Consider the following 15266-nt stretch of genomic DNA (forward strand, 5'->3'; position numbering starts at 1 on the left):
CCCGTAGCCGGGGCCGGGTCCGAACGGGCCTCCTCCGGCGGGCGGCCGCGGTCCGTAGGCGGCCCAACCGGGCGGGCCGACGGTATCCGGCCGGACGCCCTGGCTGTGCTCGCGCAGCCGGGCCTGCCGCTCCTCCTCGCGGCGGCGGCGCTCGGCCAGCACCGCCGCGAGGTACTCCGGGGGAGTGGTGCCCGGCGGCGGCGGAGGGCTGACGGCGGCGGCCACCAGATCGGCGATGCGCACGCCCATCCGGTAGCGGGTCTCCTCCGCCAGTTCGCCGAAGCGCAGCAGGTACTGGCGGGCCGTGCCCGCCGTTTCCGGCGACAGCTGCGACAGCTCGGCCCCGCGTGCCCAGTCGGCCAGGTGCGGCGGCATCGGCAGGGTGTCGTCGGGGCGCCGGGCGGCCCGCTCGTGCACCACCAGGGTGCCGGCGACGAAGTCGCCCACCCGGCGGCCGTCGGGGTTGACCAGCGACGTGATCAGGGCGACGACTCCGGTGGTGATCCAGATCTCCACCACTCCGGTCAGCGCCCGGCCCAGGGCCTGGCGAAACCGCTCCGGCGAGCCGTCGGTGCCAACGACCCGCAGCCCCAGTGCCATCTTGCCCAGCGAGCGCCCGCGTGTAAGGGACTCCATCGCGGTGGGATAGCCCACCAGCACCAGCACGCTCAGTCCCAGGTTCACCGCGGCCGTGGCCGCGGCATCCAGTCCGCTTGCGACGAGGTTGGTCGCCACGGCGGCGGCGAGCAGCGCGGAGATCTGGACGACCCCGTCGACGACCAGGGCCGTCATGCGGCTGGCGAAGCCCGCCGGGCGCAGGTCCAGCACGACAGCGTCGCCGGTGACCAGGGACGACTGTTCGTCGGGTAGTCCACCGCCCGGGTATGCCACCGTTGTCCGCCTCCGTAGGTCCGCCGCGGGTGCTCCGCATTCGTCCCGCCTGTCGTGCTCCCTCCAGTCTGTCAGGAGACGGTCGGCGCCGGTGACACGCACGCCTCCCGCCCCGCCGCGGGCGGGCTATGCCCGCACCGCCGCCGACTCGGCGCCGCAGGGTCGGCCGGTAGAGTCGCCCGCGTGGATCTGGACGTCTTCGCCGCCGCGCACCGCCCCGAGTGGGAACGCCTCGACAGCCTCGTGCGCCGGCGCCGCCGCCTCAGCGGCACCGAGGTCGACGAGCTGGTCGACCTCTACCAGCGCGTCTCCACCCACCTGTCGGTGGTGCGCTCCGCCGGGCAGGACCCGGGGCTGGTCGGCCACCTGTCCGGACTGGTGGCGCGGGCGCGCTCGGCCTCCACGGGCGCCCACGAGTCCTCCTGGCACGACGCCGCCCGGTTCTTCACCGACACCTTCCCGGCCGTGCTGTACCGGCTGCGGTGGTGGTGGATCGCCGCCGGCCTGGGCACCGTGGCGTTCTCCGCCGTGATCGCGGTCTGGATCGCCACCGACCCCCGAGTGCTGGCCGCCGTCGGCACTCCCGAGGAGATCCGCGCCTATGTCGAGAACGACTTCGCCAACTACTACGTGGAGCACCCCGGCGCATCCTTCGCCGCCCAGGTGTGGACCAACAACGCCTGGGCCGCCGCCCAGGCGCTCATCCTCGGCGTGTTCCTGTGCCTGCCCACCCTCTACGTGCTCGCGCTCAACGGCGCCAACCTGGGTGTGGGCGCGGGGATGATGTTCGCCAACGGCAAGGGCGACGTCTTCCTCGGGCTGATCCTGCCGCACGGGCTGCTGGAGCTGACAGCGGTCTTCGTCGCCGCGGGCGTGGGCCTCAAGCTCGGCTGGACCCTCATCGCGCCCGGACCGCGCCCCCGTCTGCGGGCGCTGGCCGAGGAAGCGCGCCCGGCCATCGCGGTGGCGCTCGGGCTGGTGCTCGTGCTGTTCGTCTCCGGACTGATCGAGGGCCTGGTCACCGGATGGGTGCACACCACCTGGCTGCGCATCGGCATCGGCGTGGCCGCCGAACTGCTGTTCTTGGCCTATGTGTTCGTGGTCGGCCGTGCCGCGCACAACCGGGGCGTGACCGGCGACATCGCCGCCGCCCCGCAGGCGGCGCCGGTCGCGGGCTGAACGCCCGGGGCGCGCGGTCACCGCGCAGGCGCGGCCACCCGACGCGCGACCACGGCCCCTTCTGCGGGAGTGATCTGCGGCCGCCGCGCACCTCGGAGCTTATAGCCGCCCCTGGGCCTTGAGGCCGATGTAGGCGTCGGCCAGCGCCGGCGCGATGTGCTCGGGGTCGGCGTCGACGACCTCCACGCCGTGGCGGCGCAGCTCGGCGGTGATGCGGCCGCGCTCGCCCAGCGCGCGCTCGGCGGCCGCGGCGTCGTAGGTGGCCCGGGCGCTGCCGCGCGCCGCGGCCATCTCGCTCACCCGGGGATCGCCCACGGCCGCCACCATCAGCATGTGCCGCGAGGTCAGCGCGGGCAGCCGCGGCAGCAGCCCCTCCTCCAGCGCGGCCGCGTTCAGGTCGGTCAGCAGCACCACCAGCTGCCGGGTCCGGCTGTGGCCGCCGAGGATCGTGGCGACCAGCCCGGCGGGGTCGGACTCCACCAGCTCGGCCTCCAGCGGCGCCATCGCCTGCACGATCTGGGGGACGCGGCTGCCGCGGCCGTGGCTGCGCACCTGGGCGCGCACGCGGCGGTCGTAGGCCAGCAGGTCCACCCGGTCGCCGGCGCGGCCAGCAAGGGCCGCCAGCAGCAGTGCGGCGTCCATGGCGTGGTCCAGGCGCGGCACGTCGCCCACCCGTCCGGCGGAGGTGCGGCTGGTGTCGAGCACCAGCAGGATCCTGCGGTCGCGCTCGGGCCGCCAGGTGCGCACCACGACCGCGTCCCTGCGGGCGGTTGCGCGCCAGTCGATGGAGCGCACGTCGTCGCCGGGCACGTACTCGCGCAGAGAGTCGAACTCGCTTCCCTGGCCGCGCACCAGCGCCGTGTGCTGGCCGTCCAGCTCGCGCAGCCGCGAGAGCTTGCCCGGCAGGTGCCGGCGGCTGTGGAAGGGCGGCAGCGCCCGCACCGTCCACGGCACCGCGTGGGTGCACTGGCGTGCGGCGAGCCCCAGCGGCCCGAGGCTGCGCACCGTGACCCCGGCGGCCGCCTGGTCGCCGCGGCGCGTGGGCGTGAGCCCGGTGGCCACCCGCACCCGGCCGCCGCCGGGCACGGCTACCGGCCGCCGCGGGGGCCGCGCCCCGGCGCTGGGCGCCCACGCGTCGCGGAGCACGCCCCGCAGCCGGCGGCGCGAGGGGTTGGCCACGACCAGCGCCACCTCGGCGGTCTCACCCAGCCGGACGGCGGTGTCGCCGGAGCGCTCGAAGCGCAGGGCCCGCGGGCTGGGCGCCAGAAGTACGTCGGCCAGGATCGCCGCCGCGAGCAGACCCGGCGCCGCCCAGGCGATCCAGCTCCCGACCGCGCCCGCGACCAGCACCGCGAGCGCGGCGGCGAAGGCGGCAAGCACCGCACGCCCCGTGATCGCCATCGTCGCTCCTTCCGTGCCTTTCGACCTGTGCGGACGCGGTGTCCCGCCCTCGTCGGGCGGAGAATCAGCGGGGCACCGGCACCGACGCCAGCACGCCGTCGAGCACCCCCGCGCTCGTGGCGCCTTCCAGTTCGGCCTCGGGGCGCAGCGCCACCCGGTGCCGCAGCGTCGCCTTTGCGAGCGCCTTGACGTCGTCGGGGGTGACGTAGTCGCGTCCGGACAGCCACGCCCAGGCCCGGCTGGTGCGCAGCAGCGCGGTGGCGCCGCGCGGAGAGGCGCCCAGTTGGAGCGACGGCGAACCGCGGGTGGCGCGGCAGATGTCGACGATGTAGCCCAGCACCTCGGGTGCGACCGCGGTCGCGGCCACGGCCGCGCGGGCGGCGCGCAGGTCCTCGGCGCCCGCCACCGGGCGCAGCCCGGCCGCGTCCAGGTCGCCGGGGTCGAAGCCCGCGGCGTGGCGGCCCAGCATGTCGACCTCGTGGGCGCGCTCGGGCAGCGACACCACGAGCTTGAGCAGGAACCGGTCGAGCTGGGCCTCGGGCAGCGGGTAGGTGCCCTCGTACTCCACGGGGTTCTGGGTGGCGGCCACGACGAAGGGGTCGGGCAGCGCAGCCGGCTCGCCCGCGACGGTCACCTGTCGTTCCTCCATGGCCTCCAGCAGCGCCGCCTGCGTCTTGGGCGGCGTCCGGTTGATCTCGTCGGCCAGGAACAGGTTGGTGAAGACCGGTCCCTCGTGGAACTCGAACTTGGAGGTGCGCGAGTCGTAGACCAGCGAGCCCGTGACGTCGCCCGGCATCAGGTCGGGGGTGAACTGGACGCGCTTGTGCCCCAGGGACAGCGCAGCGGAGACCGCGCGCACCAGCAGGGTTTTGGCGACGCCCGGCACACCCTCCATCAGCACGTGGCCGCGGCACAGCAGGGCCACCACCATGCCGGTGACGGTCTCGTCCTGGCCCACGACGGCCTTGGCGACCTCGTGGCGCAGCGCGGTCAGCGCGGCTCTGGCCTGTTCGGCCTGCCCGGACGCGGGCGGGCCGTCGGCGGGGAAGGCGGTCACTTGTGGTCTCCCTCGGTCAGCGGAGTCGGCAGCGGCGGTTTCGGTTGGCGGGCGCCGCCGGGAGCGCCTGCGTGCACGGGTGTCACCGCAGCCGCCCCTCCAACCCGTCCAGTTCGTCGGTCAGCCGCACCAGACCCTGGTCATCGGCAGTGTAGGGGTCGGCGGTCCCCGGTTCGCCCGGGCCGTACAGCAGGGCGCCCACGTGGGACGGCTGCAGGCCGGAGCGCGCGGCGGCCGCCTCCACGACGGCGCCGGGCGCGGTGTCGGGACCCAGTCCCAGCCCGGGCCTGACCCGGCGCAGGGTCCCCGAGCGCAGAGCGTCCGCGGCGCGGTCGCGGGCCCGCCGCGCGGCGTACAGCCCGGCGCGGCCCTCGGTGGTCTCCGAGGCCCGCACGACGACAGGCAGCCGCTCGGTGACCAGCGGGCCCAGACGCCTGCCGCGCCAGAGCGCGAGCAGCACCAGCGCCGCGCAGAGCGGCACCAGGCTCATCCGGACCGAGAGCGGCACCAGGTCCCACAGCCCCGACTGCCCCTGCTCGGGCACGGGGTCGGGGCGCAGCCACACCACGTCGCGCTCGCCCACGAGCGACAGCGCCAGAGCGGCGTTGCCCTCGCCGGCCAGGTCGGCGTTGGTCAGCGGCGCGGGAGCGCCGAGCACGGTGGCGGTGTGCTCGCCGGTGACGCGCACCAGCGCGTGGCCGCCGTCGGCCGGGTAGCAGCCCCGGCCGCCCGGCGGAACCGTGTAGACCTCGCCGCCGACGTCGGCCGCACCGGCGGCCCGGGCGGCCGCGAGCCCGCAGCGGGGCTCCAGGGTCTGCTCGTCGGTGCGTCCGGTCGTCCGCACGCCCGGCGCCAGCGCATCGAGCGCCGGGGTGGTGGGGCGGACCAGGATCCGGTCGCCGAGCCCGTCCGCGAGCCTGCGGACCTGCTCGCGCGGCAGCCGGTGCGAGCCGGCCACCACGGTGACGGTGCCGGGCCCCGCCGCCTGCAGCGCGTCCTCGGTCGTGCGGGCCACCGTCACGTCGCTGCCGCGGTCCCGCAGGATCTGCACGAGCGCGCGGCTGCCCTGGGGGTCGGGCCCCTCGGGCTCCAACGGACCCTCCCGGGGCTGCCGGGCCCCCAAGGACATCAGCACGGCCAGCACGAGGAGGGCGGTGATGAAGGCGGCGGGTCCGCGTACGCGCCGCCACAGCTCTCCCGCTCCGGGCGACACGCGCTCCGAGCGCTCCTCCGGCGGGGCGGGTGCGGCGGCGGGCGCGCTCACGGGGCCCCTCCCGGGGTCTGCGCCGGGCCCGCGGCCGCCTCCTCGGGACGCGCGCGGCGCACCTGCTCGTCGAGCCCGGCGAGCAGTCGGTAGCCCTCGGCGGTGGCGGTGCGCTGGCCGTAGGCGGAGTCGTTGAAGATCTCGGCGGCGGCGTAGAGACTCTCGCGCAGTCGCGGCAGCACGGCCGCGGTCTCGGCGGCAAGTTCCGTGGCGGTCCGGCCGGGGCGTGGTGTGACCACGGCGCCGTCCTCCAGTTCGCGGGTGACGGCGCGCAGCCGCTCGCGGACCGCGGCGCCGAACTCGCCATGGGCGGCGTGGCGCTCGGCGGCGGCGCGGTGGTGGGCGGCGGTCAGCGGCGCGGCCTCGTCGATGGGCTTCCTGCGGCGGGCGCGGCGGGCCGGGCGCATGTACACCAGCAGGGCCACGATCAGCGCGGCCAGTACCACCAGCAGCGGGCCCAGCGTCCACCAGCCGGTCGGGCCGTAGACCTCGACCCCGGAGAGCCCCTCCCGGATGCGCTGCCAGGCGATGTCGAGCAGGCTCGGCTGCGCCTCGCCGTAGATGCGCTTGGCCAGCTCCTCGCGGGCCAGGCGCCGCCCTTCCCCGCGCTCGACGACGGCCGGCGCGAGCAGGAGGGCCCCCATCAGGCGGAGGTCCCCGGACCGCCGTGGCCCGAGCCGCCCCAGCCGTAGCCCTCCGCCGCGTAGCCCCCCTGCGGCGGACCCGGCTGCGCGCCGCCGTAGGGTGCGCTCCCCGGACCGTAGTAGGCACCGCCGGGCGGCGGGTATCCGCCGCTGACCGGGCCGCCGTAGGCACCCGGGCGGGGGTGGGCGAGTGCGGGCGCACCCGGCGCAGCCTCGTCGGGGACGTACACGTCGGCGTCGACCTGCTCGCCCGACTGCGCGGCGGCCTGCAGCCTCAGGTCGAGCCCTTCGCGCCGCATGCGCAGGTCGACGTAGAGGAGCGTGGTGACACCGATGATGAAGGGTGTGCCCAGGGCGCCGGCCAGGACGGTGCCGATGTAGGCCAGTGCGGTCGCGGCCACCGGCACCCACGCGGCGTCGGGCGCGAGGAAGGACAGCACCGCCGCAACCCCCGTGAAGGGCGTCGACAGCAGGTTCACAACGAAGCCGACGAGGAGCTGCGCCAGCAGCAGGATGCCGAACACCCGCCACCAGCTGCGGTTCGTCACCCGCCAGGAGCGCGCCAGCGCCGTCGCGGGGCCGACGCGCTCCAGCACCGCCACCGGCATCGCCAGCGAGGTGCGCACATAGACCCACACGGCAAGAACGAACAGGGCAGGCATGCCCAGGACGCCCACGGCCACGCCCGCGGCGGGGTGGACCGCCGCGCCCAGCAGAACGGCGCCGACGACGAGGCCGACCACGAGCGCGGTCCACAGAAGGCTCAGGAGCACGAGCAGAAGGGCCACGCCGAAGAGCGTGGGCATCCGGCCGCGCGCCACCTGCAGTGCTTCGCGCATCGACAGCCTGCGCCCCAGCACCGCCAGGCCGACGACCGCCGCGAGCAGGCCGGTCAGCAGGATCTGGCCCACGTAACCGAGCAGCGCTCCGCCGTACATCGCCGCGATCGACCACAGCTCGAAGGGCATCGGGTCGTTGGCGGTCGGGCCGTAGGGGTCCTCCAGCGTCTCCTGCATGATCGTGCCGTAGTCGCTGAGGTAGCCGCCCACGCCGATCGAGGTGACGATGCTGAAGACCGCGGTGACGATGAGGGCCAGGCCCAGTGTGGCCTTGGGGTTCTGCCGGATGTAGCCGAATGCGCCGTTGAACACGTCGCCGAGGTTCATCGGCCGCAGCGCGACGACGCCGGGGCGCGGTGCCCAGGGCCGGCCGAGCCCGGGCGGGGGCGCAGTGCCGTGGCCCGGGGGCGCCTGGCCGCCCTGGCCGTAGCCCGGGGGCGCGCCGCCGGACCCGCCGGGAGCCGACCACCCGCCGCCGGAGGAAGGGGGGGCGTCTTCGCCGATAGGCGCCCACCAGCCCCCGGGGTGCGGACCGCCCGCCGCCTCTCGCGGCTGGCCGGAACCGGGTTCCGACCCCGGCGCCCGCCAGTGCCGGCCGTCGTCGTGGCTCATCGGAATCGGTCCTCCGTAGCGGTCCTGGTCGTGCTCGGGGCGGTGGCGGTCTCCACGTTATGCCACAGGTGTCCGGATGCGAGTGCCGGTGGGAGCTCCGGAGGCCCGGGGAGCTTCGGGAACGCCGCTCCGGTTCATTCGTTTTGTATGCTTTCTGTTATCGGCCGACCAGGTCGGCCCAGGCTGCGCAGGCACCGCGGGTCCGCACATCTGGACGCGCGGCGGCGCAGGCGGCAGGGTGGCGCGTGTGACCCGTCGCGCGGAGCGGCCACCGGGAGCGCGTGGCGCGCCCTCCGGCACCGGCTCCTCCGCGGGCCAGCCCGGGCGAAGCCCGGTTCCGAAGATGGCAAGGTTAGTGGGGAGGACGGCTCCCACAAGGGACCCGGCGAAAGTGTCCGAAGTACTGCCGCTTGAGTGTCCGGAAAGGAGAAGGCGCGAGCTGCCGCGCCTCCGACGTGGGAGGAGGGGCTCGTGCCGGATACACCCATGAAGGGACGCGTACTGGTCGTCGACGACGACCTCGCTCTCGCTGAGATGTTGGGCATCGTCCTCAGAGGCGAAGGGTTCGAGCCGTCGTTCGTGCACGACGGCGACAAGGCCATGGAGGCCTTCCGCGAGACCAAGCCCGACCTCGTGCTGCTGGACCTGATGCTGCCCGGCGCCGACGGAATCGACGTGTGCAGGCAGATCCGCGCCGAGTCGGGCGTGCCGATCGTGATGCTCACAGCCAAGAGCGACACCGTGGACATAGTGCTGGGCCTGGAGTCCGGCGCCGACGACTACATCGTCAAGCCGTTCAAGCCCAAGGAGCTGGTGGCCCGGGTGCGCGTGCGGCTGCGCCGCACCGAGGAGCCGGCCCCCGAGGTGCTGCAGATCGGCGACATCACCATCGACGTCGCCGGCCACTCCGTGCGCCGCGACGGCGAGCCGATCAGCCTCACCCCGCTGGAGTTCGACCTGCTGGTGGCCCTGGCCCGCAAACCGCGCCAGGTATTCACCCGCGAGGTCCTGCTGGAGCAGGTGTGGGGCTACCGGCACGCGGCCGACACCCGGCTGGTCAACGTGCACGTGCAGCGGCTGCGGGCGAAGATCGAGAAGGATCCGGAGCACCCCGAGGTGGTAGTCACCGTGCGCGGTGTCGGCTACAAGGCGGGCACCGCCTGAATCCGGCGGGATGGCACAGGTGACGGACGATGACGACACCCGGCACGCCTCCGTGGCGCAGCCGGACGGCGGTCCGGGCGCCGCGCGGTCGCGCTGGCACCGCATCGCCGCCTTTCCGCTGCGCTGCTACCTGACCGCTCAGCGTGGCGCCCGCGCCCTGGTCCGCGCCGTGCATTCGCGCTGGAGGCGCTCACTTCAGCTGCGCGTGGTCACGACGACCCTGCTCATCTCCGCCCTGGTCACCGCGGTCCTCGGTTTCTTCCTGGTTCAGCAGGTGCTGACCGGCCTGCTCGACGCCAAGCGCGAGGCCGCGCTCAACGACCACAAGACCGGGCTGGACACGGCCGTCAGCATCATGCAGGAAGGCGACCAGAGCACCGATCAGGACGGCCGCGCCAAGGAGATCACGACCGAACTGAGCAACCACAGCGGCACGACCGGCCTCTACGAGGTGGTCATCCTGCCCACTGTGGGCGGGCTGCGGGGCTATGCCACCGTCGAGGAGTCCAGCGTCCCCCAGCGCCTCCGCGATGAAGTGAGGCCGAGCCCCGAGCTGGGCGAGCAGTACGTCACCTACACCCAGATCGTCGACGACGACTACCGGGCGCCAGGCCTGGTCGTGGGCGCGCGGCTGTCCAACACCTACGAGCTGTACTACCTGTTCCCGCTGGACCACGAGCAGCAGATGCTCGACCTGGTGCAGAACACAGTCTTCTTCGTCGGAACCGTGCTGATCCTGCTGCTTGCGGTGATCGCCTACATCGTGACGCGCCAGGTGGTGAACCCCGTCCGGGCCGCCGCCGGCTCGGCCGAGCGCCTGGCGGCAGGCGACCTCTCGGAGCGAATGAAGGTCCGCGGTGAGGACGACCTCGCCCGCCTCGCGCTGTCGTTCAACGACATGGCCGGCAACCTGCAGGAGAAGATCCGCGAGCTGGAGGAGCTGTCGCAGGTGCAGCGCCAGTTCGCCTCCGACGTCTCCCACGAGCTGCGCACCCCGCTCACCACCATCCGCATGGCCGGCGACCTGCTGTACGAGGACCGCGACGAGCTTGAGCCCCACATGGGCCGCTCGGTCGAGCTGCTGCAGAGCCAGCTGGAGCGGTTCGAGGAGCTGCTGGCCGACCTGTTGGAGATCAGCCGGCACGACGCGGGCGCCGCGACCCTGTCCATGGAGAGGGTGGACGTGCGCGACGCCGTTATGAAGGCGGTCGGTGACGCCGAGCAGATCGCCGAGAAGTCCGGCATCAAGGTCGTCATGCGGCTGCCCGCCGAGCCGTGCACCGCCGAGTTCGACGCGCGCCGCATCAACCGCATCCTGCGCAACCTCATCGTCAACGCCATCGAGCACAGCGAGGGCAAGGACGTCATCGTCACCGCGGCCGGAGACCGCGACGCCGTCGCCGTGGGCGTGCGCGACTTCGGCGTGGGCCTCAAGGAGGGCGAAGAGCACCTGTGCTTCGACCGCTTCTGGCGGGCCGACCCGGCGCGGGCGCGAACCACCGGGGGCACCGGCCTGGGCCTGGCCATAGCCAAGGAGGACGCCCAGCTGCACGGCGGCTGGCTGCAGGCCTGGGGCATGCCCGGCAAGGGGTCGCAGTTCCGCCTGTCGCTGCCGCGCCGCGAGGGCCAGGAGCTGCGCGGTTCCCCGCTGCCGCTGGCGCCGCCGGAGATGGCCACCGGGCGCGTCCGCGGGTTCTCCGCGACGATGGGCGAGGGCGCTCCGGGCGCCGGATCGGCTGACACCGTCGGCGAACGCGCCGAGGCCGGCGCACCCGAGGAGGTCTCGTGACCACCGCTCACAGCGCGTCCCCCGGGCGCACGCGCCGCGCCGGCGCCGCCGCCGCGCTGCTGGCCCTGGGCCTGTCGGCGTGCGCGACGGTGCCCAGCGGCGGCCCGGTCGTCGAGGGCGAGGGCGGCGCCGCCGGCTCGCTGAGCGGCAGCGGCTACGTCCGCCAGATCCCGCCCGGCCCCCAGCGCGACGTCGAGCCCAACGGCCTGGTGCGCGGCTTCCTCAAGAGCATGGCCAGCTTCGAGGAGAACCACAGCGCCGCCCGCGAGTACCTGGCGCCCAAGACGCGCTCCGACTGGCTGCCCAGCGGACGCGTCCTGGTCTACGAGGACAGCGACAAGCTGGCCCTGGACGCCGAGGTCGCCGACGACGGCGAGACCGCGCAGGTGCGGCTGCTCAGCAGCCAGCTGGCCACCATCGACGCCAGCGGGCAGTACACGCCCGCCGGGGCCGGCCAGGTCATCGACGTCACCCTGGACCTGGTGCGCACCGGCGACGATCAGTGGCGCATCTCCGACCCGCCCGAGCTGCTGGTGCTCAGCCGCAGCGACGTCGACCTCGTCTATCGGCCGCTGAACCTGTACTTCTTCAACCGCGACCGCAGCACCCTCGTGCCCGACGCGGTCTTCCTGCCGGTCAGCAGCGACCGCTCGGCCACCCGGCTGGTCAAGATGCTGGTCGCGGGTCCCACCAGCTGGCTGGACGACGCGGTGGAGTCGGCCTTCCCCAAGGACGCGACGGCCGACGTCGCCTACGACTCGGGGACCGTGACCGTCGAGGTCGACAACGCCTCCGGAGGCACGACGCAGCGCTTCGGCATGCGGGCCCAACTGGTGTGGACGCTGCGCCAGCTGCCCGAAGTGCAGGAGCTGCGGCTGCGCGTGGGCGGCCTGGACATCGACATCCCCGCCGACGAGAGCGAGAACCTGCACACCGGCGAGGGCGACTGGGACTCGGTCAACCCCGCGGGCGTGACCGGGAGCCTGCGGGCCTACTTCGTGCGCGACGGCCGGATGTGGGCTCTGGAGAGCGACAGTCGCGACGCCCAGCTCACCGAGAGCCGGGTCGCGGGGGCTCCGGGAGCCGGCCAGGTTGCTCTGGAGCAGCACGCGGTGTCGCTGGACGAGGACCGGGTGGGCGGCATCCGCGCGGGGGGCAAGGAGGTCGTCGTCGCCGGCACCAGCGAGGGCAGCGACTACACCGCCGTACTCTCGGGCGGCGACTACACTTCGCTCTCCTGGGACGGCTACGGCAACCTGTGGGTCGCCGAGGACGTCTCCACCGGCCGCGAGAGCGACGACGACCGGCAACAGCAGGACTCCGAGGAGGTCGCCGAGGACACCGAGCGCGGCGACCCCTCGCCCACGGCCTCGCCTTCGGGCGGCGAGGCCGGTGACGTCGGCACCCGCGTGTGGATGCTGCGCGGAGGGACCGACCCCGTCGAGGTGGACGCCCCCGAACTGGCGGAGAGCCGGGTCACCGCGCTGCGGATGTCCCGCGACGGAACCCGTGCCGCGGTCCTCAGCAGCAGGGGCGAGGGACTGCCCCGGCTGGCGGTGGGCCGCGTGGTCCACTCGGACGCCGGTATCACCCTCAGCGGCGAGTTCCCGCTGGCCACCGAGCTGCAGGAGATCACCGACGTCGCGTGGCGGGGCGGCGACCAGCTCGCCGTGGTCGGCCACGTCGAGCAGGGCGCCGAGCAGAGCTACCTGGTGGCGCTGGACGGGAGCACCGAGACCACCAGCGCCGGCGCGCCTCCGGGCACCGACATGGGAGGCATCGCCGCCGCGCCGGGACTGCCGCTGCTGTCGGGCACCGAGGACGACAACGTCTGGATGACCGACGACCGCATCAACTGGAAGCGCGTCGGCGTCGGCACCAACCCCGTCTACCCGGGCTGACCCGCCGCCGGTGCGGGGCAGGCGCCGTCCACAGGGCGCGGATCCGCGTGGCGGCGGAGGCTTCGCCGGGCCGAGCCTGGATCCATGAACCAAGAGAGCACCGGGTTCCCGCCACCACCCGGCCCAGTCGGGCCGTCCGCACCCCGCCGACGCCCGGCCCGGTCCGGCCCGTCCGCCGCCGAGGGGGCCGAACCGAGGCCGCGGCCTCCGACACCGCGTACCGCACCGGGCGGCCTCGCGGCGGCCTTCGAGGGTCTGCTCGGCCTGCTGCTGGGCGACCACTGCGCCGGGTGCGCGCGACCCGGCGGCCGGCTGTGCCCCGACTGCGCCCGCGCGCTCGGCACCCGTCCCCGGCCCTGCCGCCGCCGCGCGGGCTGCCCGCTGGTGTGGGCCGTCGGCGCGTACACCGGGCTGGAGCGCACCGCGCTGCTCGCGTTCAAGGAGCAGGGCGCGCGAGGGCTGGCCGTACCGCTGGGCGCACGGCTGGCCGGGGCCGTCGCCGCCGCGGCGGCCTGCCATCCCGACGCGCTGCTGGTACCCGTGCCGGCCCGGCCGGCGGCGCTGCGCACGCGCGGCTACGACCCGGTGCTGCTGATGGCCCGGGCGGCCGAGCGCCGCTGCGCTGCGGTGCGGCTTCCGCCCGAACCGGTGCTGGCGCACCGCCGCCGCGTCCGCGACCAGGTCGGACTCGACCGCGACCGGCGCAGGGCCAACCTCGCCGGCGCTCTGGAGGTGCGCGCTCCCGCCGCGGCGGCGGGGCGGCGGGTTGTGCTCGTCGACGACGTCGTCACCACCGGAGCCACCCTGGCCGAAGCCGCCCGGGCGCTGCGCGGCGCGGGCGCGGCGGTCGTCGGCGGCGCCGTCCTCGCCGAGCGCGGGCGGCCCCCGCCCGCGACAGCCCCGGCCGCCCCCGCGGTCGCCCCCCGCGTGTCCTGCGCGGCCTCCCCGAAGCCGCCCCGCCTGCGGCGACCCCCCGCCCGCGAACGCCGTCCGCGACCGCGGCGACGCTTCGCCTTCGCCCGGATCCGGCGCCCCGGACGGCGTTTCCCGCCGGTCCGGCGCCATGCCCGGGGTGCGCCGGAAGCGCTCCCCACCTGACATCCGGCAGAACTCGGGTTAGCGTGCAGAGCATGGCACCCGTCCGGGTCCGTGGTTGCGCCGAATACGGAGCCCCTTCGCGGGGGCGCCGGCTCGGCAAGCCGATGCCAGCCGCAGGCGAAACGGCCCACGTAAGGCGACTTTTCGTCGACCGATCACGGTGCGGCTTAGAGGTAAGTCCTGCCTCGCGGAGGGACCCGATGTCCCTCGGTCGCGGGAGAAGGGCGGTAGTCGCGCTCAAGCGCGGCGGAACCCTCAGCAGGCGGATGTGGGGACGAAGACCAGGTCGGCCGGACGGGTGGCATCCGAGGGCGGCACGCGGAGCGGGCGAGGCCCCTCCGCGGCCGGCCCGTGGATCGCGCCGGCCCGCTACCGCCCCGCACCGCCCCGGTTCGCACGCCGGCGTGCGGCGATCTGCCCCCCGTGTCCGAAAGCCTCACCTGACCAGTGGGGATTCCTTTACGCGCTTTGGATATGAGCCGTGATCTCGTGGGTATACGCAGAGCCAAACTCAATGACCAGCCGAGTCACCGGCGGCGCCGGAGCGGCGCACCACGGTGGCGGAGAGGAGGCAGCGGAGCGGGCTCCGCGCCCCGCGCGGAGCGGCAGAACGAAGCCGGGCCACCGGTCATCGGTGGCCACGCGTTGAAGGGGGTCTTGTGGACATCATCGTCAAAGGTCGGCGCACCGGTGTCAGCGAGAAGTTCCGGCAGCACGTCGAGAACAAGCTGACCAAGCTCTCCAAGTGGGAGAAGAAGGGCATGAGCGTCGATGTGGAGGTGTCCAAGGAGCGGAACCCGAAGCTCGCCGACATGCGCGAGCGGGTCGAGCTGACCATCCGCGCCACCGGCCCGGTCATCCGCAGTGAGGCGTCCGCCGACGACCGTTACAACGCCCTCGACCTTGCGATAGGCCGCATCGAGGCGCGGCTCCGCAAGCTCGCCGACCGCAACAAGGTGCACAAGGGCAACCGCGCCCCCGTCTCCGTCGCCGCCGCCACTGCCGATCTCGGCAACGACACGGCCGCCCCGTCCCGCGGCCCCGGCGATACGGCGCAGTCCCCGACGGTGCCCGCACCCGCCCCGCACCCCGACGAGTTCGACGGAAGCGCGGTCGACGAGCAGTTCGCCGAGGACGTCGTCGAGCTCGACACCAAGGGCGACGGCCCCGTGATCGTCCGCGAGAAGTTCCATTCGGCCAAACCGATGACCATCGACCAGGCCCTCATGGAGATGGAACTGGTCGGCCACGACTTCTACCTGTTCCACGACGAGGAGCGCGACGCCCCCAGCGTGGTCTACCGCCGCAAGGGCTTCAACTACGGCGTGCTGCGTCTGGTGGACTGACACGCCGGCGCGGACCGGCTGTCGGCGGCCCCGGAGTCCTCTCTGCGGGGCCGCCGCACACGAAAGCCGCGGCACCCCTCT

The 15266-nt window shown here is 74.5% G+C and carries 11 protein-coding genes and 1 pseudogene; 6 read left to right on the forward strand and 6 right to left on the reverse strand.

Going from position 1 to position 15266, the window contains the following annotated elements; all coding sequences use genetic code 11:
- Positions 1 to 96: 96 nt before the first annotated feature.
- Positions 97 to 891, reverse strand: a pseudogene (locus RM446_RS05675) (RDD family protein); the annotation flags it as partial.
- A 183-nt stretch (positions 892 to 1074) separates the two neighbouring features.
- Here RM446_RS05675 and RM446_RS05680 point away from each other — a divergent pair.
- A complete protein-coding gene (locus RM446_RS05680; RefSeq protein WP_311544050.1) occupies positions 1075 to 2070 on the forward strand; it encodes a stage II sporulation protein M in 996 nt (331 codons plus the stop codon).
- 99 nt (positions 2071 to 2169) lie between these two features.
- On the opposite strand, the gene RM446_RS05685 is transcribed toward RM446_RS05680, so the two are convergent.
- The 5 genes from RM446_RS05685 to RM446_RS05705 all read right to left on the reverse strand — a co-directional run bounded on the left by RM446_RS05685 (position 2170) and on the right by RM446_RS05705 (position 7887).
- The gene (locus RM446_RS05685) at positions 2170 to 3471 is read right to left on the reverse strand and encodes a DUF58 domain-containing protein (protein WP_311544051.1); all 1302 of its coding nucleotides are present in this window, start codon (positions 3469 to 3471) and stop codon (positions 2170 to 2172) included.
- A 64-nt stretch (positions 3472 to 3535) separates the two neighbouring features.
- Complete coding sequence (locus RM446_RS05690) at positions 3536 to 4528, reverse strand: AAA family ATPase (protein WP_311544052.1); 993 nt, start codon at positions 4526 to 4528, stop codon at positions 3536 to 3538.
- An 82-nt stretch (positions 4529 to 4610) separates the two neighbouring features.
- Positions 4611 to 5792: a DUF4350 domain-containing protein gene (locus RM446_RS05695; protein ID WP_311544053.1), complete on the reverse strand. Its 1182-nt coding sequence runs from the start codon at positions 5790 to 5792 to the stop codon at positions 4611 to 4613.
- Positions 5789 to 6436 carry a DUF4129 domain-containing protein gene (locus tag RM446_RS05700; protein ID WP_311544054.1) on the reverse strand — a complete coding sequence of 216 codons (648 nt, stop codon included), beginning with the start codon at positions 6434 to 6436 and terminating at the stop codon, positions 5789 to 5791. The genes RM446_RS05695 and RM446_RS05700 overlap by 4 nt, the downstream gene beginning before the upstream one ends.
- The gene (locus tag RM446_RS05705; RefSeq protein WP_311544055.1) at positions 6436 to 7887 is read right to left on the reverse strand and encodes a hypothetical protein; all 1452 of its coding nucleotides are present in this window, start codon (positions 7885 to 7887) and stop codon (positions 6436 to 6438) included. The genes RM446_RS05700 and RM446_RS05705 overlap by 1 nt, the downstream gene beginning before the upstream one ends.
- A 486-nt stretch (positions 7888 to 8373) precedes the next feature.
- Between RM446_RS05705 and mtrA the strand changes: the two genes are divergently transcribed.
- The 5 genes from mtrA to hpf all read left to right on the forward strand — a co-directional run bounded on the left by mtrA (position 8374) and on the right by hpf (position 15185).
- Positions 8374 to 9051 carry an MtrAB system response regulator MtrA gene (mtrA, locus tag RM446_RS05710; protein WP_311544229.1) on the forward strand — a complete coding sequence of 226 codons (678 nt, stop codon included), beginning with the start codon at positions 8374 to 8376 and terminating at the stop codon, positions 9049 to 9051.
- A 10-nt stretch (positions 9052 to 9061) separates the two neighbouring features.
- On the forward strand, positions 9062 to 10840 hold the full coding sequence (gene mtrB, locus RM446_RS05715; protein ID WP_311544056.1) for an MtrAB system histidine kinase MtrB: 1779 nt from the start codon (positions 9062 to 9064) through the stop codon (positions 10838 to 10840).
- Entirely contained in the window at positions 10837 to 12741 is a 1905-nt protein-coding gene (locus RM446_RS05720) for an LpqB family beta-propeller domain-containing protein (protein WP_311544057.1), read from the forward strand. The genes mtrB and RM446_RS05720 overlap by 4 nt, the downstream gene beginning before the upstream one ends.
- An 84-nt stretch (positions 12742 to 12825) precedes the next feature.
- Positions 12826 to 13839, forward strand: coding sequence for a ComF family protein (locus tag RM446_RS05725; protein WP_311544058.1), 1014 nt, complete (start codon positions 12826 to 12828; stop codon positions 13837 to 13839).
- A gap of 659 nt (positions 13840 to 14498) precedes the next feature.
- Positions 14499 to 15185: a ribosome hibernation-promoting factor, HPF/YfiA family gene (gene hpf / locus RM446_RS05730; RefSeq protein WP_311544059.1), complete on the forward strand. Its 687-nt coding sequence runs from the start codon at positions 14499 to 14501 to the stop codon at positions 15183 to 15185.
- Positions 15186 to 15266 lie beyond the last annotated feature (81 nt).

Origin of the sequence: Streptomonospora wellingtoniae (assembly GCF_031845375.1) — a bacterium.
In the GTDB taxonomy this organism is placed as follows: domain Bacteria; phylum Actinomycetota; class Actinomycetes; order Streptosporangiales; family Streptosporangiaceae; genus Streptomonospora; species Streptomonospora wellingtoniae.